At 53.3% G+C, this 18,804-nt stretch carries 17 protein-coding genes; 10 read left to right on the top strand and 7 right to left on the bottom strand.

Translation table 11 applies throughout. The annotated features are described in order from the left end of the window. Positions 1-142: 142 nt before the first annotated feature. Positions 143-994 (bottom strand): Vmh family MBL fold metallo-hydrolase, encoded by an 852-nt coding sequence (locus tag ABLU80_RS04730; RefSeq protein WP_015366495.1) that lies wholly within the window; start codon positions 992-994, stop codon positions 143-145. 112 nt (positions 995-1,106) lie between these two features. Here ABLU80_RS04730 and ABLU80_RS04725 point away from each other — a divergent pair, with 112 nt between their 5' ends. The 6 genes from ABLU80_RS04725 (at position 1,107) to ABLU80_RS04700 (ending at position 6,741) form a co-directional block, all read left to right on the top strand. Further along, complete coding sequence (locus ABLU80_RS04725) at positions 1,107-1,991, top strand: LysR family transcriptional regulator (protein ID WP_348849768.1); 885 nt, start codon at positions 1,107-1,109, stop codon at positions 1,989-1,991. Between the two features lie 44 nt (positions 1,992-2,035). Beyond that, positions 2,036-2,467 (top strand): OsmC family protein, encoded by a 432-nt coding sequence (locus ABLU80_RS04720; protein WP_015705497.1) that lies wholly within the window; start codon positions 2,036-2,038, stop codon positions 2,465-2,467. A gap of 117 nt (positions 2,468-2,584) precedes the next feature. Further along, positions 2,585-3,454, top strand: coding sequence for an oxygenase MpaB family protein (locus ABLU80_RS04715; RefSeq protein ID WP_259924568.1), 870 nt, complete (start codon positions 2,585-2,587; stop codon positions 3,452-3,454). 169 nt (positions 3,455-3,623) lie between these two features. Then, positions 3,624-4,550, top strand: a complete 927-nt coding sequence (locus ABLU80_RS04710) for a cation diffusion facilitator family transporter (RefSeq protein ID WP_063445762.1) — start codon at positions 3,624-3,626, stop codon at positions 4,548-4,550. A gap of 69 nt (positions 4,551-4,619) precedes the next feature. After that, the gene (locus ABLU80_RS04705) at positions 4,620-5,564 is read left to right on the top strand and encodes a Dyp-type peroxidase (RefSeq protein ID WP_015366501.1); all 945 of its coding nucleotides are present in this window, start codon (positions 4,620-4,622) and stop codon (positions 5,562-5,564) included. 259 nt (positions 5,565-5,823) lie between these two features. Beyond that, positions 5,824-6,741: a bestrophin family ion channel gene (locus ABLU80_RS04700; RefSeq protein ID WP_015366502.1), complete on the top strand. Its 918-nt coding sequence runs from the start codon at positions 5,824-5,826 to the stop codon at positions 6,739-6,741. Positions 6,742-6,779: 38 nt separating this feature from the next. Here ABLU80_RS04700 and ABLU80_RS04695 read toward each other — a convergent pair whose 3' ends face one another. The 3 genes from ABLU80_RS04695 to ABLU80_RS04685 are packed head-to-tail and all read right to left on the bottom strand — an operon-like array spanning position 6,780 to position 9,362. Next, positions 6,780-6,941, bottom strand: a complete 162-nt coding sequence (locus ABLU80_RS04695) for a DUF2474 domain-containing protein (RefSeq protein WP_064568862.1) — start codon at positions 6,939-6,941, stop codon at positions 6,780-6,782. Next, a complete protein-coding gene (gene cydB / locus ABLU80_RS04690) occupies positions 6,941-7,951 on the bottom strand; it encodes a cytochrome d ubiquinol oxidase subunit II (protein ID WP_020078720.1) in 1,011 nt (336 codons plus the stop codon). Before cydB ends, ABLU80_RS04695 begins: the two co-directional genes overlap by 1 nt. Position 7,952: 1 nt before the next feature. After that, a complete protein-coding gene (locus ABLU80_RS04685) occupies positions 7,953-9,362 on the bottom strand; it encodes a cytochrome ubiquinol oxidase subunit I (protein ID WP_015366505.1) in 1,410 nt (469 codons plus the stop codon). A gap of 453 nt (positions 9,363-9,815) precedes the next feature. On the opposite strand from ABLU80_RS04685, the gene ABLU80_RS04680 reads away from it, so the two are divergent. Together ABLU80_RS04680 and ABLU80_RS04675 are read left to right on the top strand one after the other, a co-directional pair. After that, positions 9,816-12,116: an FdhF/YdeP family oxidoreductase gene (locus tag ABLU80_RS04680; protein ID WP_063444729.1), complete on the top strand. Its 2,301-nt coding sequence runs from the start codon at positions 9,816-9,818 to the stop codon at positions 12,114-12,116. 161 nt (positions 12,117-12,277) lie between these two features. Continuing rightward, complete coding sequence (locus ABLU80_RS04675) at positions 12,278-13,174, top strand: LysR family transcriptional regulator (protein WP_015366507.1); 897 nt, start codon at positions 12,278-12,280, stop codon at positions 13,172-13,174. Here ABLU80_RS04675 and ABLU80_RS04670 read toward each other — a convergent pair. Continuing rightward, positions 13,171-14,073: a LysR family transcriptional regulator gene (locus tag ABLU80_RS04670; RefSeq protein ID WP_230249632.1), complete on the bottom strand. Its 903-nt coding sequence runs from the start codon at positions 14,071-14,073 to the stop codon at positions 13,171-13,173. The two genes, ABLU80_RS04675 and ABLU80_RS04670, sit on opposite strands and share 4 nt — an antisense overlap. 104 nt (positions 14,074-14,177) lie before the next feature. Between ABLU80_RS04670 and ABLU80_RS04665 the strand changes: the two genes are divergently transcribed. Next, on the top strand, positions 14,178-15,368 hold the full coding sequence (locus tag ABLU80_RS04665; protein WP_327638374.1) for an MFS transporter: 1,191 nt from the start codon (positions 14,178-14,180) through the stop codon (positions 15,366-15,368). Here the strand turns inward: ABLU80_RS04665 and ABLU80_RS04660 are convergent. Next, positions 15,365-16,771 carry an MFS transporter gene (locus ABLU80_RS04660; protein WP_348849767.1) on the bottom strand — a complete coding sequence of 469 codons (1,407 nt, stop codon included), beginning with the start codon at positions 16,769-16,771 and terminating at the stop codon, positions 15,365-15,367. The two genes, ABLU80_RS04665 and ABLU80_RS04660, sit on opposite strands and share 4 nt — an antisense overlap. A 272-nt stretch (positions 16,772-17,043) precedes the next feature. Between ABLU80_RS04660 and ABLU80_RS04655 the strand changes: the two genes are divergently transcribed. Beyond that, positions 17,044-17,544, top strand: coding sequence for an anti-virulence regulator CigR family protein (locus tag ABLU80_RS04655; protein ID WP_047739718.1), 501 nt, complete (start codon positions 17,044-17,046; stop codon positions 17,542-17,544). A 40-nt stretch (positions 17,545-17,584) separates the two neighbouring features. Here ABLU80_RS04655 and ABLU80_RS04650 read toward each other — a convergent pair whose 3' ends face one another. Then, positions 17,585-18,706 carry a polysaccharide pyruvyl transferase family protein gene (locus tag ABLU80_RS04650; protein WP_047064724.1) on the bottom strand — a complete coding sequence of 374 codons (1,122 nt, stop codon included), beginning with the start codon at positions 18,704-18,706 and terminating at the stop codon, positions 17,585-17,587. Between the last annotated feature and the right edge of the window lie 98 nt (positions 18,707-18,804).

The following is an 18,804-nucleotide window of genomic DNA, read 5'->3' as shown; positions in this document are numbered from 1 at the left end:
ACAAGCCCGACGCAAGCCGGACGAAACGTAACCCTAAGTACGCCGCGTTTTTTAACGCGACGGGATTATCGTGGTCCATTTTTTTGCGAATAGCAACCTTGCGTCGGCAGATTAAGAGCGCTCTCGATTCAGGCGTGGCCGATTACCACTTCATTTCGCCGGTGTTCACTTTCGCGCTCAGCTCCAGCGAACTTTCTTCAGCGAGACCCGGATATTGCGCCTTCATGGCTTTGATGACGCTGGCGGAATCTTTATGCGCTTTCAGCGCCTGCTCGAATTTCTCCAGATAGTCGCGGGTAAAGACGATAGCCTTGTCGCCCGCCGGCGGCGTGCCGAGATAGTGGCCCGGGATCACTTGTTGCGGATGCAGCGCGGCCATATCGCTAAGAGTCTGGCGCCACTGCTGACGGCTCGCCGCGCTTTGGGTATCGGCGGTCCAGACGTGCATGCCCCAGGCGACGCCGGTGCCGCCAAGAATCGCTTTATTCGCCGGGATCCAGACGAACGCGGCGTAGTTCTGCGGCTGACGAATTTCCACTTTCTCGCCGTCAATGGTGAAGCTATCTGCGGCTAATACCTGTGGAACATAGACCTGCTTCGGCGCGCCGTCTTTCATCTGTGGGCCCCAGTATGCCAGCTTCGCCGCTTTGGTCTCTTCAATATGCTTAACCACTTGCTCGGTTGCCACCACTTTGGCCTGCGGGAAGGCTTTCACCAGCGGCTCGAGGCCAAAATAGAAATCCGGATCGCCAGAGGTGATCACAATGTGCGTGAGCTTCTTACCGCTTTTGTTGATCATCTCAACCAGCTTTTCGCCATCTTTAACGCTGAACTGGGCGTCAAACAGCACCGCTTCGTGCGGGCCGGAGGCCAGCGTGGAGTTCACCGCGAAGATCGCGTTCTCCTGCGGGTTGTAGGTTTGCAGGGTCAACGGCGCGGCAAAAGCGGTGGTACTGAACAGGGCGGTGGCGATAGCCAGGGCAGATACTTTCATGTTGGTTTTCTCTCTTTCAGGTGAATAGGTTTATTTTACGTCATTCTTGATTTGCGAAAATTCCTGAAAAAAGAGATGCTGAGTTTCATAAAACGTGCAGATGGATACGGATATGGATCGAGTTATCGCCGCCCAGGTATATATGCGGATATGCGAGCTGGGCAGTTTGAGCGCGGCGGCCAGGGCGCTTGGGATGTCGCGGCCGATGGTGAGTCGCTATCTGGAGCAGATGGAACACTGGGCCGGTACCCGGCTCATTCATCGTTCGACGCGCAAACTGACCTTAACCAGCGCAGGCGAAAAGGTATTGCAGAAAACGCGTAGCCTGACGCAATTGGCGGATGAGATAGCGGGGCAGACGGAACGCGCGGTGCCGAGCGGCACGTTGCGGGTCGCCTGCGCGCACTTTACCGCCATGCAGTTGCTCTCACCGCTGCTACCGGAGTTTTTGGCCCGTTACCCCCAACTGCGCCTCGAACTGGATATCAACAACCATCCGGTAAGCCTGATTGGCGAGCGTATCGATGTCGCCATCCGGATCACCGATAATCCGGAGCCGGGGGCGATAGCGCGGCGGCTCGGCATTTGCCGCTCGGTGCTCTGCGCCTCGCCGCGGTGGCTACAGCAGCATGGCCAGATAAATTCGCCGGAGGAGCTTAGTCAACATAACTGTCTCCACTATAGCCATTTTGCCACCCCAACATGGCAGTTTACCGATCCGCAGGGCGAACCCGTGTCGGTGGCCGTCTCCGGCAACCTGAGCGCCGGGATCTCCTCTCTGCTGATGGAAGCGGCGGTGGCGGGGTGCGGCATCGCCATGCTGCCGGAACTGGAAGCCCGGCGCGCGCTAAACAGCGGCGCGCTAAAACAGGTGCTGTCTGGCTATACGCCAAAATCCCTGGCCGTCTATGGCATCTATCTGTCACGAGATTATCAGCCCAGCGCGCTGCCGCTGTTTCTGGAGGCCATTCAGCAACAGTTGTCCCAGGTCAGCTAGAGCTGTCTATACTTACTCCTTTAACGTCAAAAAGGAGTGAAACGATGGCAATTCATAAGAAAGGTCAGGCGCATTGGGAAGGGGATCTGAAAAGCGGTAAAGGCACCGTCTCGACGGAAAGCGGCGCGCTTAACCAACAACCTTATGGTTTTAATACCCGCTTTGAAGGCGTTAAAGGGACTAACCCGGAAGAGCTTATCGGCGCGGCCCATGCCGCTTGCTTCTCAATGGCGCTATCATTAATGCTTAGCGAAGCGGGCTATACGGCGACCTCTATCGATACCGTTGCGGTGGTCACGCTGGATAAGAACGGCGGCGGCTTCGCCATCACCAAGATCGCGCTGCAGAGCAATATTGTCCTGCCGGGTATCGATAAAGCGGCCTTTGATCCGATTATCCAGAAAGCCAAAGCTGGCTGCCCGGTTTCGCAGGTACTGAAAGCCGACATCTCACTCGATTATCAGCTCAACGCTTAATCCGTGGCGTGCCCGCGGGAACGCGGGCGCGTTGGCGTTTAAAGTCACCGTCGGCAAATGCCTGCCGCCGCGAATGGTGTTATGTTGGTGGCGTTATGGATAGCGACGGGCAACGCAATGACCAGCATACGCGGCATGATTGAATCGCAGGTCCTGGGTTTAACCGGGATGGCGTTAAAAGAGATTGATTTTGAAAACCCGAAGGGCGAGCCGGGCTTATTTGGCCCGCGGTCGGCTATCTGGCAGGTACACGGCGACTTTACCTCCATGCTCTGCGGCGGCATTAGCGCGCTACTGTTACAGATGCTGCATCCGCTGGCGCTGGCCGGTGTGTGGGATCATTCGCGTTTTCGTGAGGATATCTTTGGCCGTCTGCGCCGCACCAGTCAATTTATCTCAGCCACCACGTTTGGCACTACCGACGATGCCGAAAGATTAATCGCTAAAGTGCAGGAGATCCATCAGCGCATCAGCGGCGTTGCGCCGGACGGTACGCCTTATCGCGCCAGCGATCCAGCGCTCTTAACCTGGGTTCATGTGGCCGAGTGCAGCAGCTTTATGGCCTCTCATCTGCGTTATAAGCGCACCATCGTCACTGCCGCGCGTCAGGAGCAATACTACCGCGAAGCGGCGGAGGTCGCCCGGCGACTTGGCGCCGCAGACATCCCCGAAACGCCACGTCAGGTGGCGGAGTATTTGCAGGATATGCGCCCCCAGTTACGTTGTGATGAACGAACGCAGGAAGTGGCGCAGGTGCTGCTCACCACCCGTCTGCCGGGCCGGCTAAGCCAGCCGGTAGGGCGCTGGATGATGGTCGCCGGAATCGATCTGCTTCCCGATTGGGCGCAGCAGATGCTGGCGATCCCCATCAATCCGCTGCAGCGGCGAACCGCCAGAGTGGCGGTCAATGGCGTGGCGCGGGTACTTCGCGCTTCCGTGCGCAATGGCGCTTATCACTGCGCTATGCGCCGAATGGCAACATCATAAAAGTAAAAAATAGCCGCTCAATGTCGGCTATTATTTTTAAAGCGTAATCATTCGCATTTATATATTATAACTCAGGCTATTTATTTTAAATTTATTATCAACAAGCCATTAATATTGAATATCGCTGACTCATATCAGGCTATCATCCATACTTTATTCGGGAGGGATGATGGCAAATAAAAATCAACAGAATGATGATAAATATCATCAGCGTTCACAGGCTGCGCGTAAAAGCACCCTGGTTAGCGTCGTGGTTAATCTTTTTTTATCGACCGGGCAAATTATCGCCGGCCTGTTTTCAGGGTCGCAAGGGCTTATTGCCGATGGCATCCACTCTCTTTCCGATTTAATTGCTGATTTTGTGGTTCTGATTGCCAATAAGAAAAGCCGTAAACCTTCCGACAGCGATCATCATTATGGCCACTGGCGCTATGAAAATGGCGCGTCGCTGATATTGGGCGCGATTTTAATGGTTGTCGGTGTCGGCATGTTGTGGTCGGCGGTGGATAAACTACTCCATCCGGAAACCATTCAATCCGTGCATGTAACGGCATTATGGGTGGCCCTTGCAGCGCTGATCGCAAAAGAGACGCTGTTCCGTTATATGCTGGCGGTAGCAAAGCGCATTCAGTCGTCATTATTAATTGCCAACGCCTGGCATGCGCGCTCGGATGCGGCGTCGTCGGTAGTAGTGGCGGTAGGGATCGTTGGTAACCTCGCCGGTATTGTCTGGTTGGATCCCGTGGCGGCATTGTTAGTAGGGGTATTGATTACACGAATGGGTTACACTTTTGCCGGCGATGCCTTGCATGATTTAATGGATCGCTCGGTCGACGCGGGAACCCAAAACGCAATACGTGACACCATCGCCGCAACCTGCGGCGTTGTGGGGCTGCACGATCTTAAAACCCGCAAGGCGGGCGACCTGATCCTCGTCGATGTCCATATTGAAGTTCCGGGCGAGCTGTCGGTTCGTGCAGGCCATGCTATTGCGCTGGCGGTGCGGGAAAATGTGCTCGCGCGCCATGAGGTGCTACAGGTGATGATTCACATTGATCCCTACGAAGCGCCCGGCGGTGAACTGGCTCACGCGTAAACAACTTTCGACTCCTGCCTGCAGGAGCCAACGCTACCTTGCCGTTAATTGGCAATAACAGAGGATGATATGAAAATTAACGAACCTCAGGCGATTACTTTACCGCTGCCGCGAACGGCGATATTCATCGTCGCGACCGTAGCGCGCAGCGCTGAGAGCCTGAGCCGCGTGCGCGACTGGTGCGATGATTTTGCCGCGGTGGTGCGTTCCGTTGGTACCCGCATGCCGGAGGCGGGGATTTCCTGCATCTGCGGATTTGGCGCTGAGATCTGGCCGCAGTTGTTTGGTCAACCCACCCCGCAGCAACTGCATCCTTTCCGCCGCGTGGGCAGCGGAGAGCGCGTGGCGGTCTCTACGCCGGGCGATCTGCTGCTGCATATCCGTTCCGATGATATGGGGCTTAGCTTCGAGCTGGCGACGCAGTTGATGGATAAGTTGGGGGATGCCGTAACGGTCGTCGATGAAGTTCACGGCTTCCGCTATTTCGACCGTCGGGCGATGATCGGTTTCGTTGACGGTAGCGAAAACCCGCAGGGGCGCGCGGCGGCGGATTTCACCATTATCGGTGACGAAGACCCGGATTTCGCCGGTGGTAGCTACGTGATTGTTCAGAAATATCTGCACGATATGGCGGGCTGGAATGCGTTAACCGTCGAACAGCAGGAGCGTATTATCGGGCGTAAAAAAATGACCAACATCGAACTGGATGCCGATGTCAAACCCAGCTGTTCGCACAGTTCGCTGACCACCCTTGAAGAGAACGGCGAGGAGATTAAAATCCTGCGCGACAACATGCCGTTCGGCAAGCCCGGTATGGGCGAGTTTGGTACCTATTTTATCGGTTATGCGCGCAGCCCGGCACCCATCGAACAGATGCTGGAAAACATGTTCGTCGGTCGCCCGGCCGGTAATTACGATCGACTGCTCGATTATAGCCGCCCGGTTACCGGCAGTTTGTTCTTTGTACCTTCCGCGACGCTACTTGAAGAATTATCCAGCCGCCAGGCTGAATAACCCTGCATAATATCGGCCATTAAGCCGTTACTGATGGTTTATTTCTCCGGCCTGCTTGCAGGCCGTATATTGCGTGGAAAATAAAAAGAGCCCATAATTAAACCACCATTAATTCATCGCTAATTAATGGCGGTTATCAACGCGATGTCGTGTTTGTGTACAATAAAATTAACCAATGGCTTAATAGATAATATCTATACTCGTCATCCTTCATTTAGGGTATGTACTGAGCATCATTGGGTCTTCAGGAAGTAATACAATGATCATCCGGCCAGAACAACACTGGTTTTTTCGTCTGTTTGACTGGCACGGTTCCGTGCTGTCAAAAATTGTTTTCCGTCTGTTATTGAACGTTCTGATGTCGGTCATCGCCATCATCAGCTATCAATGGTATGAACAACTTGGCATTCACTTAACCGTTGCGCCATTTAGCCTGTTGGGGATCGCGATTGCGATTTTTCTCGGCTTTCGTAATAGCGCGAGCTACAGCCGCTTCGTTGAGGCGCGTAATTTATGGGGAACCGTGCTGATTGCCGAACGAACCCTGGTCAGGCAATTGAAAAATATCCTTCCCGCTGAGGAGGAAACGCATAAAACGTTAGTCAGTTATCTGGTGGCGTTCAGCTGGAGCCTTAAGCATCAGCTGCGTAAAACCGACCCGGCGGTTGACCTCTATCGCCTGTTGCCGAAAGAAAAAGTGGCGGAAATTCTCGCCAGCTCAATGCCGACTAACCGAATATTATTATTGATTGGTAATGAGTTAGGTAAGCTGCGCGAGCAGGGTAAGCTCAGCGATATTACCTACGGCTTGATGGATAATAAACTCGATGAGTTAGCCCATGTTCTGGGGGGCTGCGAGCGTCTGGCGAGCACGCCGGTGCCGTTTGCCTACACCTTGATTTTGCAGCGTACCGTTTATCTTTTCTGCGCGTTATTGCCCTTCGCGCTGGTGGGGGATTTGCATTACATGACGCCGTTTGTTTCGGTGTTTATCTCCTACACCTTCCTGTCATGGGATTCCCTGGCGGAAGAGCTGGAAGATCCGTTTGGCACCTCGGCCAACGACCTGCCGCTGAATGCAATGTGCAATACCATTGAACGTAATTTGATGGATATGACCGGGCAACATCCGTTACCGGAAAAAATGCAGCCCGACCGTTATTACAACCTTACATAAAAAAACGCCGGGCGGGTCAGCCCGTCCGGCGTTGAGTATTAGTGAGTGCGCATTCCTGCCGCCGTCATCAATAGCTTAAAGAAGGTGGCGACCACGCCGAGCGCCAGCACGCTGGCCCCCCAGATAATCACCAGCCACATCAGTTTGTGCCAGAACGGACGATGATGCGTCGTTAACGTTTTATCAGATTGAGTCGCCATCAATGATACCCCTCATCGGGTTTGATTTTGCCGCGGAACACGTAGTAGCTCCAGCAGGTGTACATCAAAATAACCGGAATGATCAGCAATCCGCCGACCAGCATAAAGCCCTGACTCTGCGGCGGCGAAGCGGCCTGCCAGATAGAGATTGCCGGTGGAATAATATTCGGCCAGATGCTGATCCCAAGGCCGCTGAACCCGAGGAACACCAGCGCCAGAGTGAGTAAAAACGGCCCATAGCTGGCCTGACGATTATAGGCGCTACGGACAATCCCCCAGCAGCAAACCAGCACCAGCAACGGCACCGGCATAAACCAGATGATATTGGGGAATGTAAACCAGCGGTGAGCGATTTCCGGGTGAGTCAGCGGCGTCCAGATGCTGATAATAGCGACCACTGCTAACAACGCCAGCGTCAGCGGGATCGCCAGCTCGGACATTTTGCGATGTAGTGCGCCTTCGGTTTTCATTATCAGCCAGGTGCAGCCCAGCAGAGCGTAGGCAATCACCAGCCCGATGCCGCAAAACAGCGGGAAGGGCGCCAGCCAGTCGAGGGTTGAGCCGCTAAATTCGCGACCCGTGACGCTGAGGCCGTTGAGCAGGGTACCTACGGCTATCCCCTGACTAAACGTCGCCAGTAGCGAACCGCCGATAAACGCCTTATCCCACAACGGGCGATGTTCCGGCGTCGCCTTAAAGCGAAACTCAAACGCTACGCCGCGGAAAATAAGACCCAGTAACATGGCGGTTAACGGGATGCTGAGCGCATCGATAATCACCGCGTAGGCCAGCGGAAACGCGCCATACAGCGCCGCGCCGCCCAGCACCATCCAGGTTTCGTTGCCGTCCCACACCGGCGCCACGCTATTCATCATCATGTCGCGGTCGGTTTCATTTTTATTAAACGGGAACAGAATGCCGATCCCGAGATCGAAACCGTCCATCACGATATACATCAGGGTGGCAAAAACGATGATCGTGAACCAGATAATTGACAGGTCGATACCCATATTATTTTCTCCCCGAAGTATTCATAGGTTCGCGCACCGCAGACAGCGGGCGGGCAGGGGTTTGGTTCTGAGTCGGGTCCTCCGGCGTGTGCGCACTTTCCGGCCCTTTTTTTATCAGGCGAATCAGATACACGTAGCCGACGCCAAACACCGAGGCGTAGACCACGATAAAGGCCAGCAGGCTGAGGGACATATGCAGATCGCCATGGGCGGAGACCGCATCCCGGGTGCGCTGAACGCCATAGACTACCCACGGCTGACGGCCAATCTCAGTAGTAAACCAGCCAGCCAGTAGCGCGACCAGCCCGGAAGGGCCCATCAACAGGGCAAATCGCAGGAACGGTTTTGAGGTGTAGAGCCGGCCACGCCAACGCAGCCAGGCGCTGACCACGCCGAGCAGTACCATTAACATACCGAGCCCGGCCATCACCCTGAACGACCAGAAAATAATGGTGGAATTTGGGCGATCTTCTTTCGGGAAACTTTTTAAGGCCGGAACCTGTTTATCGAGGCTATGGGTCAGGATGATGCTACCAAGATAGGGAACCTCAATTTTATATTTGGTGCGCTCCTCATCCATATCCGGCAGACCAAACAGCACCAATGGCGTGGCTTCACCCGGTTTATTCTCCCAGTGCCCTTCAATCGCGGCGATTTTTGCCGGTTGATGTTCGAGCGTATTCAAGCCGTGCGCATCGCCAATCATCGCCTGAATGGGGGCGACGATCAGCGCCATCCACAGCGCCATCGAGAACATCTTGCGGATTGCCGGCGTATCATTGCCTTTCAGCAGATGCCAGGCCGCCGAAGCGCCGACGAAAAAGGCGCTGGCAAGGAAGGCGGCGGTAGACATGTGCAGCAGGCGATACGGGAATGAAGGGTTAAAAACGACCTTCAGCCAGTCTACCGGCACCACGATGCCATTCTCGATAATGTAGCCCTGGGGCGTATGCATCCAGCTATTGGACGCGAGGATCCAGAAGGTGGAAAACAGCGTGCCCAGCGCCACCATACAGGTCGCGAAGAAGTGCAGGCCGCGGCCGACGCGATGCCAGCCAAACAGCATGACGCCAAGAAAGCCAGCTTCGAGGAAGAAGGCGGTCAGGACTTCATAGGTCAACAGCGGCCCGGTAATACTACCGGCGAACTGCGAGAACCCGCTCCAGTTAGTGCCAAACTGATAGGCCATCACCAGCCCGGAAACGACGCCCATACCAAAATTAACGGCAAATATTTTTGACCAGAAATGGTAAAGCTGGCGGTAGGTATCCTCTTTTGTTTTTAACCACAGCCCTTCCAGTACCGCAAGGTAGCTGGCGAGACCAATGGTAATAGCGGGGAAAATGATGTGGAAAGATACAGTAAATGCAAACTGTATCCTGGCTAAATAAAAGGCATCTAATCCGAACATGGCTCACCCCTGTACGACATTACTTCATTGTATTTATGGAATATTTTCTGCATAGCGGATACGGCTTTACCTGCGTAAAGCCTCCTGTTGATGACAATTAAATTACGACGTTGACGGGCATTGAAATATGTTAATGCCCTTGATAATAAAGTTTAAAAATAATTCTTTAATTATCAAATAGGTTAAATTTAACACCCGATAGATAACATCTATTATACAACACGAAATGACATGTTATTATTTGGTTAACGAGTAAATTTGCTCATTTCATTTTCACCAGACATTTAGTTAAAGATTAAAAACAACGAGTTAACCCTGTCATTTGCTATTCATTGGAAAATGAAATGTGGTATTTCCCGCTTAATTAATGTGGTTATTTAACATCGCCGCAAAAAACCGTGACCAATGTTGTTAATAACATCCGTTAGCTGAAGAGAGTATTCAGGAGTTCATATGAATAAGAAAAAACGCGCTGTCCCCGGTGTTCATCCCTATGATGGCCCAGCGGGTGGATGGGGGGCGTTAAAAGCGACCGCCATCGCCGTGCGTACGCAAATGGACGCGCTTGACGCCCCGGTCACGCTGCTGCGTACCAACCAGCCTGACGGTTTTGACTGCCCCGGCTGCGCCTGGCCGGATAAAGAACATAAATCAACCTTCCAGTTTTGTGAGAACGGCGCGAAGGCGGTTACCTGGGAAGCCACCAGCAAACGCGTGACGCCAGAGTTCCTCGCCGCCAATACCGTGACCTCACTGCTGGCGAAAAGCGACTTTGAACTGGAAGGTTACGGACGTATTACCCATCCCTTGTCTTACGATCGTGAGAGCGACACGCTGCGCCCGGTCTCCTGGGAAAGCGCGTTTGCCCGCATTGGCGAAGTATTACAGGGCATGCAGCCCGATGAAGTTGAGTTCTATACCTCCGGGCGCGCCTCTAACGAAGCGGCATATCTGTTCCAGCTTTACGCCCGCGAGTTCGGCACCAATAACTTCCCGGACTGCTCCAATATGTGCCACGAGGCGACCAGCGTCGGTCTGCCGCAATCGATCGGCATCGGCAAAGGCACGGTGTCTTTGGACGACTTTGATAAAACAGAACTGGTTATTTCCATCGGTCACAACCCCGGAACCAACCATCCGCGCATGATGGGCACGTTGCATGAACTGTCCCGCCGCGGTGTGCCGATTATCGTCTTTAACCCGCTGCGTGAAAGGGCGCTGGAACGTTTTGCCGACCCGCAGAACGTCATCGAAATGGCAACCTACAGTTCGACGAATATCGCCTCAACCTATTTCCAGGTGAAAGCGGGCGGCGATGCCGCGGCGCTGAAAGGGATCGCTAAAGCATTACTGGAGATCGAAGCGGACCAGGGCCAGGTGCTGGACCAGGCGTTTATTAACGAGCACACCCTGGGCTTCGAGGCTTTTGCCGAAGATTTACGTCAGACCAGCTGGCCGGAAATTGAGCGTGAGTCCGGATTAACCCGCGACGATCTGCAGCGCGTTGCCGTTGCCTACGCCAAATCCAATGCCACTATCGTGACCTATGGCATGGGGATCACCCAGCATAACAAAGGCACCTCTAACGTCCGGTTGATTGCCGACCTTCTGCTGATGCGCGGCAATATCGGCAAACCGGGGGCTGGGATCTGCCCGCTGCGCGGTCACTCTAACGTGCAGGGCAACCGTACCGTCGGCATTACCGAAAAACCGAGTGCGGAGTTTCTGAATAACCTCGAAAGCGTGTTCGGTTTTGTCGCTCCACGCGGACATGGCCACGATGCGGTGAAAGCGCTGCAGGCAATGGTTGCCGGCGACGCGAAAGCGCTGATCTGTCTTGGCGGTAATTTCGCGGTGGCGATGCCGGATCATGAACGGGCGTTCCCGGCGATGCGTGGGCTGGATCTTAGCGTGCACATCGGCACCAAATTGAACCGTTCGCATCTGCTGGTGGCGAAAGAGACCTTTATTCTGCCTTGTCTGGGCCGCACTGAACTCGATATGCAGGAGAGCGGACGTCAGTCGATTACCGTGGAAGACTCGATGTCGATGGTCCATGCCTCATCCGGCAAATTGAAACCGGCCTCTGATCGTCTGCGCTCGGAACCGGCTATCGTCGCCGGGATGGCGGCGGCGACGCTGCCGAACAGTAAGATCGACTGGTTATCGCTGGTGGCTGATTACGACCGCATCCGCGATCTCATCGAGCAGACTATCCCCGGGTTCGAGGATTATAACGAACGTATTCGTCATCCGGGCGGTTTCCGTATGCCGTTGCCGCCAACCGAGCGGATCTGGCCGACGCCGACCGGCAAAGCGATGTTCTCGGTATTCAAAGGCGTCCATGAGAATTCCCGCGTTGACGGCGACGACGTGATGCGCCTGGTTACGCTGCGCAGTCACGATCAGTACAACACCACGATTTACGCGATGGACGATCGCTATCGCGGAGTGTTTGGCCGCCGCGATGTGCTGTTTATGAATGAGCAGGATATGGCCGAGCAGGGGCTGGAGCATGGTGACCGCGTCGATATTTTCACCGCGCTGCCGAATAGCGATCTGCGCCTTGAGGATATCACCGTGGTTGCTTACAGCATCGCGCCGGGCACCGTGGGCGCCTATTATCCGGAAGCTAACGTTCTGGTGCCGCTGGATTACATCGATGAAGAGAGCGGCACGCCGTCGTACAAATCAGTTCCTATCCGCCTGACGCTGCGTTCGAAAGAGGTGCGCGCCGTCCCCGGTTTGCGTTAATTTGCTGAATATTGCCAGTGGCCTGCGATCGGGCCACTGGCAAATGGCATCTTGAAATCAGCCCCTACCGCAAGTAACATTTAAATAACATATCTTATCGCAGCTGTGTTCTGCATCGCGTCCACCACTGACCCGCGGACGTCACTATTCTGGAAGTTAAGATGGACATTAAACAGCTGAAATATCTGATCGCGCTCGATCAGACGCGCCATTTCGGCCAGGCCGCGGCGGCCTGCCATATCACTCAACCGACGCTTTCAATGCGCATTCGCAACCTGGAAGACGAACTTAATCTCACGCTGATTCAGCGCGGCCAACGCTTTGAAGGCTTCACCCCGGAAGGGGAACGCATCCTCGCCTGGGCGCGGGCGCTGCTGGCGGCGCACGATGGACTGGCGGCTGAAGCGGCGATTTGTCGCGGCCAGATGGTGGGCCAGTTACGCGTAGGCATGGTGCCGTTAGCCAGCCTGAACCCGATGCAATTGATCAAACCGCTGGCGGAAAAATACCCAGAACTGCAGTTCAGTCTGCTGTCGATGACCTCTGAGCAAATTATTGACGGCGTCAGCCGTAACCAGCTCGATCTAGGCATCTGCTATTTGCACCACGTCGATAGCGCATTATTTAACGTCACCTGGCTGCCGAAAACGCGAATGGGCCTGCTGCACGACAGTCGCCATTTCCAGTTTGACGCAGGCATACCTGAGTGGGAGACATTAGCGGGGCTGCCGCTCGGTTTCCTTACCAAGGGAATGTATTATCGTGAATCGATTGAAATGAGCTTTAAAGCCAAAGGGTTAACGCCGAAATATGTCTTTGAAAGCGATTCGACATTTCAGATAATCCAGGCGGTACAGGCCGGGATCTGTTGCGCCATCATGCCGCTCAATAACGGCCTGGAAGCGCTGAGCGACAATCTGGCGATTATGCCTATCGGGGAAACCGAGGTTGATTCCACGCTTGCGCTTATCATGCGCAACCAGGAGCCGGTGTCGTCGTTGGCGGAAAAATGTTTCGCCGATGCGCAGATGATTTTTGGCGAAGCGCCGCAAATTTAATTGGCGGCCAAATGCTGCTGCATGAAATCGAGCCAGACGCGAGAGCGGGCAGGTAAAAAGTGGCGTTCGCGATACAGCGCCATTAAATGTAGCGGTGCCGGCGGTAGCTCCAGTTCAACCACCTTTAACTGACCTGAGGCGATAAACGGGCGGCAAGCCTGTTCAGCGAGGATGGCGAAACCTACGCCGGCGACGGCGGCATGAAGGGCGATCTCTCCGCTATTCACCCGAAAATGAGCCTGGACGTTCACTTTTTTAAACGCGTTTCGTGTGGTGATAAATTGCCAGGCTTGCCCCTTCAGCGCGCTGACGGTGGTGATGCAGGGAAGTGAGGCAAGCTGCTCGCAACGTACTGGCTGTCCGCATTTTTCCAGCAGCGAAGGCGCAGCGACAACACAACAGGGAAATGTCGCCAACGGCATGGCGATATAGCTGGCATCCTCCATTTTGCCTCGGACGATGGCGACGGCAATGTCGATATCTTCTTTAAGCGCGTCGGCTCCGGCAAGGCTGACCACACAGCTTACTTCGATTTTGGGATAACGCATGGCGAACTGCGCCAGCATGGGGCCAAAAAGGGTCGGTCCAATCTCGTTGGGAAGACATAAGCGCAACAGCCCCTCAGGATCGGCCTGCTGTTGAGTTAAGGCCGCTTCGGTTGCCGCGAGCTGATCAAGCAGGGGACGCATACTATTAAAAAAAGCCTGCCCGGCATCGGTGAGATGCATGTGTCTGGTGCTGCGCTGGATAAGGCGCAATTGCAGTTTTTCTTCCAGTTGAGAAATCTGGCGACTGACATTTGACGAAGGCATGCGTAATGCCCGCGCCGCCCCGCTGAAGCTGCCGTTTTCCACGACATTCACAAACACGCGTAGTGCATTCAAATCCAGTTTACTCACCGCTGATTATCCCATTTTTGATAATTAACCCGCCCATTTTTACCGACTTATGCGTTTTTTTACTAGCCGATAAACTGACGCTCCCCCTGATGAGAGGACGTGTAATGACCATAAATCTACGGCGAATGGGCGCGATCATCGCTTTTATCCAATTTACCAACGCGCTCGAATATATGATTTTTAATCCGCTATTTGTCTACATGGCGCCAACTTTTCAGGTGCCGGTGAGCTGGGCAGGTTATGTCAGCGGTATTTATACGCTTGCGTCGGTCATTTCTGGAATCGGCGCGTGGCGCCTGGTGGGAAAGCTAAATCCGCGTAAGTTTCTACTGGTTAATATGGCCTTACTGGGAGCATTAACGCTGATGGTTCTGGCTACCCAGCACTTCATATTGTTGCTGATACTGCGTTTTTTGTCCGGGCTCCTCGGCGGAATGACAATGGGGGTGGCCAGCAGTTTACTGATCAACGCGGCGGACCAGGAACACCGCGCGCGATTGTTGGCAACGGTCATCTCTGCCTTTTCGCTGGTCAGTATTCTCGGCATGCCCGCCATGTTGTTTCTCTGCGAACGTTTCGGCTGGCAGACGGCGCCGGCATTGATTGGCGTTCTCTGCCTGCTGGCGCTCATCATGATCTTTGTTGGTCTGCCGAAGGCTTCCGGCAGCGCTGGCTCTGGTACAAAGATACGCATCACGCCAACGATGCTGTTATTTGCCAGCGGCAATGCGTTAACCCAGTTTAGCCCGATGCTATTACTGCCGATCCTGGTGCCTTTGCTGCTGGGCAATATGCGGGCAAGCAGCGAGGCGCTACCGTGGTTATTCTTTCTCGGCGGTATGGCGGGATTCGCGGCGACAAAGTTGAGCGGCAGCCTGTGTCAACGCTTTGGCGGCTATCGGCTGAGCCTGGCGGCAACCGCAGTTTTTATCATTAGTTTGCTGATGGTGCTGTGGCTGGACGGCGCGAGTTGGTTGTTTATGATTACCTTCCTTGGGGCATCTTATAGCCGGCTGGTTGCCTCCTCGGCGGTGGCGATTCGTTTCCCGGACGATAACTGGCGCGCGGGATTTATCACTCTGCAAGGCGGTGTCATGTCATTCAGTACGGCACTTGCTTTTATGCTCTGCTCACTGTGGCTGGCCGACGGCGAGATGAGTCAGCAGGCGTCTACTGGGTTGATTGCATTTAGCGGCGCTAGCGCCTTGCTGCTGCCATTTTTACTGCGCTATCAAGAAAAAATACTCGTACGCAACGCCGCCGAACGGGCAACCGGCGGCGTTGGTGAGCTTTAAATATTCTCCAGACGAATACCCCGGGTTCTTGGCCCAAATATGCCTACCGACAGCATGACCATCAGCATACTGGCGACGATAAAGCTAATCACGCCCGGCGTTCCGGCATATTGCAGGATCACGCCAATCATAATGCTGGTAACCGCGGTGGACAGACGGCTAAAGGAGTAACAGAAGCCCACCGCCCGGGCGCGGATGTGGGTAGGGAACACCTCCGCCTGATAGGCGTGATAGCTGATGGTGAGCCAGGCATTGGACCAGGTGATCATAAAGCCGCAGATAACCAGCAGTACCGGACTATTTTGTAAAGCGAACAGTGTGCCGAAGATCACAGTCATCAGCGCTGACAGAACAATTTGCCATTTGTTTTCAAAACGATGGACAAAGCGAGTACAGAACAGGCAGCCAAGCGGGTAGGCAAGGGTGATAAAAAAAGCGTACAGAAGGCTATGGGTAATACTGGCGCCCTGGCCGGAGAGCAGCGCGGGCAGCCAGTTACCGAAACCGAAGAAGCCGATCGCCTGGAAAAAGTTCATCACCATTAACATGAGGGTGCGTTGACGGTACTGCGGCGCCCAAATCTCTTTAAAATTGCTGCGTAGCGGCACCGCTATCGCCGGACTGGCATGGCGCCGGGAAGGCGATAAACCGCAGCGTTGTTCCATTTCACCCATAACCCGGTGCGCGTCATCGTGGCGACCTTTGCTTTCCAGCCAGCGGGCGGATTCCGGCAGCTTTTTGCGGATAACCCAAATGACCAGTGAACACAGTGCGCCGAGAATAATCACCCAACGCCAGCCGCTCAGGCCGAGAATGGTCATTGGCACCAGTAGCCAGGACATCAGCGCCACCGTCGGTACCGAGAGAAACTGAATAAAGAAGGCGTAAGCGAAGGCTTTATTACGTAAATGCGTCGGCATCCATTCACTGAGATAAGTATCGATAGTCACCAGTTCAATTCCCAGGCCGATCCCCACCAGGAAACGAAAGAAAATAACCCCTTCAGCGCTATTTTGCAGCGCCATAATCAGCGAAAAGATGCCATACCACGCCAGCGCGAACATAAAGGTCAGGCGGCGTCCAAGTCTGTCCGCCAGCGGCGCGAGCAGACTGGCGCCGATAAACAGCCCCATAAAGGTCGAGGAAGCGAAGGCTGCCTGATCGGCAATACCAAATACCCCATCTTTCCCGGTATGGAAAATACCCTCGGCGAGCAGGCCGGTGCTGATATAACCGGTCTGGAACAGGTCGTAAAGTTCGAAAAAGCCGCCTAATGCCAGTAGGGTGATAAAGGACCAAAGACCGGGGGAGGAGGGCAGAGCGTCGATACGCGCGGTTAAGCTATCGGGATGTTGTCCTGGCGGGCTAAAGGAGGCGTCGCCGAGAACCTGGGTAGTAGACATATTATTATTTTCCTCAGGAGAAATGTTTGCCTGCTAATGTTAATTGGTTGTTAATGGTTTTAAATTTTAAATTGTTAGCGGTGTGGCGATTTAACAGTCGGAAATCATGTTTAATACGCTGATGGATGATAAATATGCTGCTTTTTTGTCAGCGCAGACGGCAGAATTGAAGTAAACGACCAGCAGCGATCAATCAGACTAAGAGAAATGGTGACTTCGGTGAAAATCACCTACATTTGCAGTGTGTATCTATGTCTACCAGGGAAAAGAATATGTTAAAGCGTCAGGCAATAAAAACGGCGTTGGCAATGGTGATGTCGGTAACGATGGCCGCGGCACCGGCGCTTGCTAATCCCGGGAACGGTAATGGCAATGGTGGGCACGGCAATAGTGGTAAAAACATCTATCATGGCGATAAAAGCAATAATGGTCATAGCGCCAGCCAAAGCGATAACGGCGGCGGCAAGGGACAGCGTAAGAACTACGGCAAACCGGATCACGTCGATAGTGATATCAGCTATAGTACCGCTCGCGCGCTGGCAGTAAACTACGGCTTAACCGGCTATCAGGCCCTGCCTCCGGGGATTGCGAAAAATCTCGCGCGAGGAAAACCGTTACCTCCGGGCATCGCTAAAAAAACAGTGCCTTCCTCGATGCTCAATCAGTTACCTTATTATCCCGGCTATGAGTGGCGGGTCGTTGGCAACGATCTGGTACTGATTGCGCTCAGTACCGCCGTGGTCACCGCGATCATTAATAGCGTCTTTGATTAAACCAGCGGTCCTCCGGCAGCGCCAGGGGACCGCTGTATCGTTATTCCTGATAAAGCGCTAAAGCCTTATTTAATTTGCTTGAGGCAATCTTACTGAGTTGCGTCTGAAAATCGTCATTGATGGTTGAGTGTAAATTGCCGGCAAGGGTTTCCGCCGATTGCACATTCCAGCCGGTACCTAACAGGCTCAATGACTCGTGTTTGTTCTTATAATATTCGCGATCGATATTAAGTGCGGTGCCTTTAATCCCAAGGCAAGCGCCTACCAGATGGTGATGAAAACGGGTACTAATAATCTCACCATCAGCCTGAACCGGGATACCTCCATGCCAGACATGCGAGAAAGGATAAAACTGAATATCAGGGATGGCCTTCTGCAGTTCGACAAATGCCGTGTTGTCGGCGCCTGGAATAGCTTCTATATAACCTATTTTCTTGCCGCATTTATGCTGTTGCTGAAGGTAATCGGCAACCAGGGAAACAAGTTTTTGAAATATATCGTCTTCAGAAAGTTCATTCTGAATACAGCATAAAATATCCGGCAGATCGGGGCTATTGTTTTTGGATACCACATCCAGGTCATAACCCAGGAACACATCGTCCTGAGTATTTTCAACCGCAAATCGACTGGCAGTTGCGGGATCGCGAACGGAAAAATAATCAAATGAGGTTATCGCATCGTTAAAAATTTCAGCGGCAAGGAACTCTTCGTGCGGGTAAATACTGATGCCGGTGGCAATCGTTTTAGCTTGCGAGACCTGTTTTAACGCCTGGCAAGCGAACAGGATGGCATAGTTTTCTTTCCAGTTGGCATTGATATAGCCGCCACCAAGAATATGTACAATATCAGCAGAGCGTAAAATATCGATATTCAGGTCAATATCAGGAGAACCATAATCCTTAATAAGACTAGCGGTTTTATTATTTATATCATTTAGAATATCTACGGAACGCCAGCAGATTTTCCACAAGGTATTAATGGCTTTGAAGTTGGGATGATACTTCATAAACAACGATTGCACGTTACCCGGTTCAGGGGTATCTAACCAGACTTCGTACTGTGGATAATTTTTATAAAGGAAAGATAGCCAGGTGGCGGTGATTAATTCATCGCCATAATTTGGTCTTCCGGAACATGAAACCAAATAAACTCTCTTGCTCATACCGTTTCCTTTACGTGGTTGTGTAAATTTGCTTAAATTATGATGGTATTTTGTACAGATAAATAATGCGAATATTTAAGATGTTAATATAAATAACG

Source organism: Klebsiella sp. CN_Kp104 (genome assembly GCF_040064515.1).
Classification (GTDB): Bacteria; Pseudomonadota; Gammaproteobacteria; order Enterobacterales; family Enterobacteriaceae; genus Klebsiella; species Klebsiella aerogenes.
The sequence above is the reverse complement of the archived record's forward strand: the minus strand, read 5'-3'. Positions and strand labels throughout refer to the sequence as shown.

What these genes read in the sequence shown, in the direction of transcription:
- ABLU80_RS04730 (WP_015366495.1), bottom strand. Translation starts at nt 994, where the DNA reads ATGAAAGTATCTGCCCTGGCTATCGCCACCGCCCTGTTCAGTACCACC.
- ABLU80_RS04725 (WP_348849768.1), top strand. Translation starts at nt 1,107, where the DNA reads ATGGATCGAGTTATCGCCGCCCAGGTATATATGCGGATATGCGAGCTG.
- ABLU80_RS04720 (WP_015705497.1), top strand. Translation starts at nt 2,036, where the DNA reads ATGGCAATTCATAAGAAAGGTCAGGCGCATTGGGAAGGGGATCTGAAA.
- ABLU80_RS04715 (WP_259924568.1), top strand. Translation starts at nt 2,585, where the DNA reads ATGACCAGCATACGCGGCATGATTGAATCGCAGGTCCTGGGTTTAACC.
- ABLU80_RS04710 (WP_063445762.1), top strand. Translation starts at nt 3,624, where the DNA reads ATGGCAAATAAAAATCAACAGAATGATGATAAATATCATCAGCGTTCA.
- ABLU80_RS04705 (WP_015366501.1), top strand. Translation starts at nt 4,620, where the DNA reads ATGAAAATTAACGAACCTCAGGCGATTACTTTACCGCTGCCGCGAACG.
- ABLU80_RS04700 (WP_015366502.1), top strand. Translation starts at nt 5,824, where the DNA reads ATGATCATCCGGCCAGAACAACACTGGTTTTTTCGTCTGTTTGACTGG.
- ABLU80_RS04695 (WP_064568862.1), bottom strand. Translation starts at nt 6,941, where the DNA reads ATGGCGACTCAATCTGATAAAACGTTAACGACGCATCATCGTCCGTTC.
- cydB (WP_020078720.1), bottom strand. Translation starts at nt 7,951, where the DNA reads ATGGGTATCGACCTGTCAATTATCTGGTTCACGATCATCGTTTTTGCC.
- ABLU80_RS04685 (WP_015366505.1), bottom strand. Translation starts at nt 9,362, where the DNA reads ATGTTCGGATTAGATGCCTTTTATTTAGCCAGGATACAGTTTGCATTT.
- ABLU80_RS04680 (WP_063444729.1), top strand. Translation starts at nt 9,816, where the DNA reads ATGAATAAGAAAAAACGCGCTGTCCCCGGTGTTCATCCCTATGATGGC.
- ABLU80_RS04675 (WP_015366507.1), top strand. Translation starts at nt 12,278, where the DNA reads ATGGACATTAAACAGCTGAAATATCTGATCGCGCTCGATCAGACGCGC.
- ABLU80_RS04665 (WP_327638374.1), top strand. Translation starts at nt 14,178, where the DNA reads ATGACCATAAATCTACGGCGAATGGGCGCGATCATCGCTTTTATCCAA.
- ABLU80_RS04660 (WP_348849767.1), bottom strand. Translation starts at nt 16,771, where the DNA reads ATGTCTACTACCCAGGTTCTCGGCGACGCCTCCTTTAGCCCGCCAGGA.
- ABLU80_RS04655 (WP_047739718.1), top strand. Translation starts at nt 17,044, where the DNA reads ATGTTAAAGCGTCAGGCAATAAAAACGGCGTTGGCAATGGTGATGTCG.
- ABLU80_RS04650 (WP_047064724.1), bottom strand. Translation starts at nt 18,706, where the DNA reads ATGAGCAAGAGAGTTTATTTGGTTTCATGTTCCGGAAGACCAAATTAT.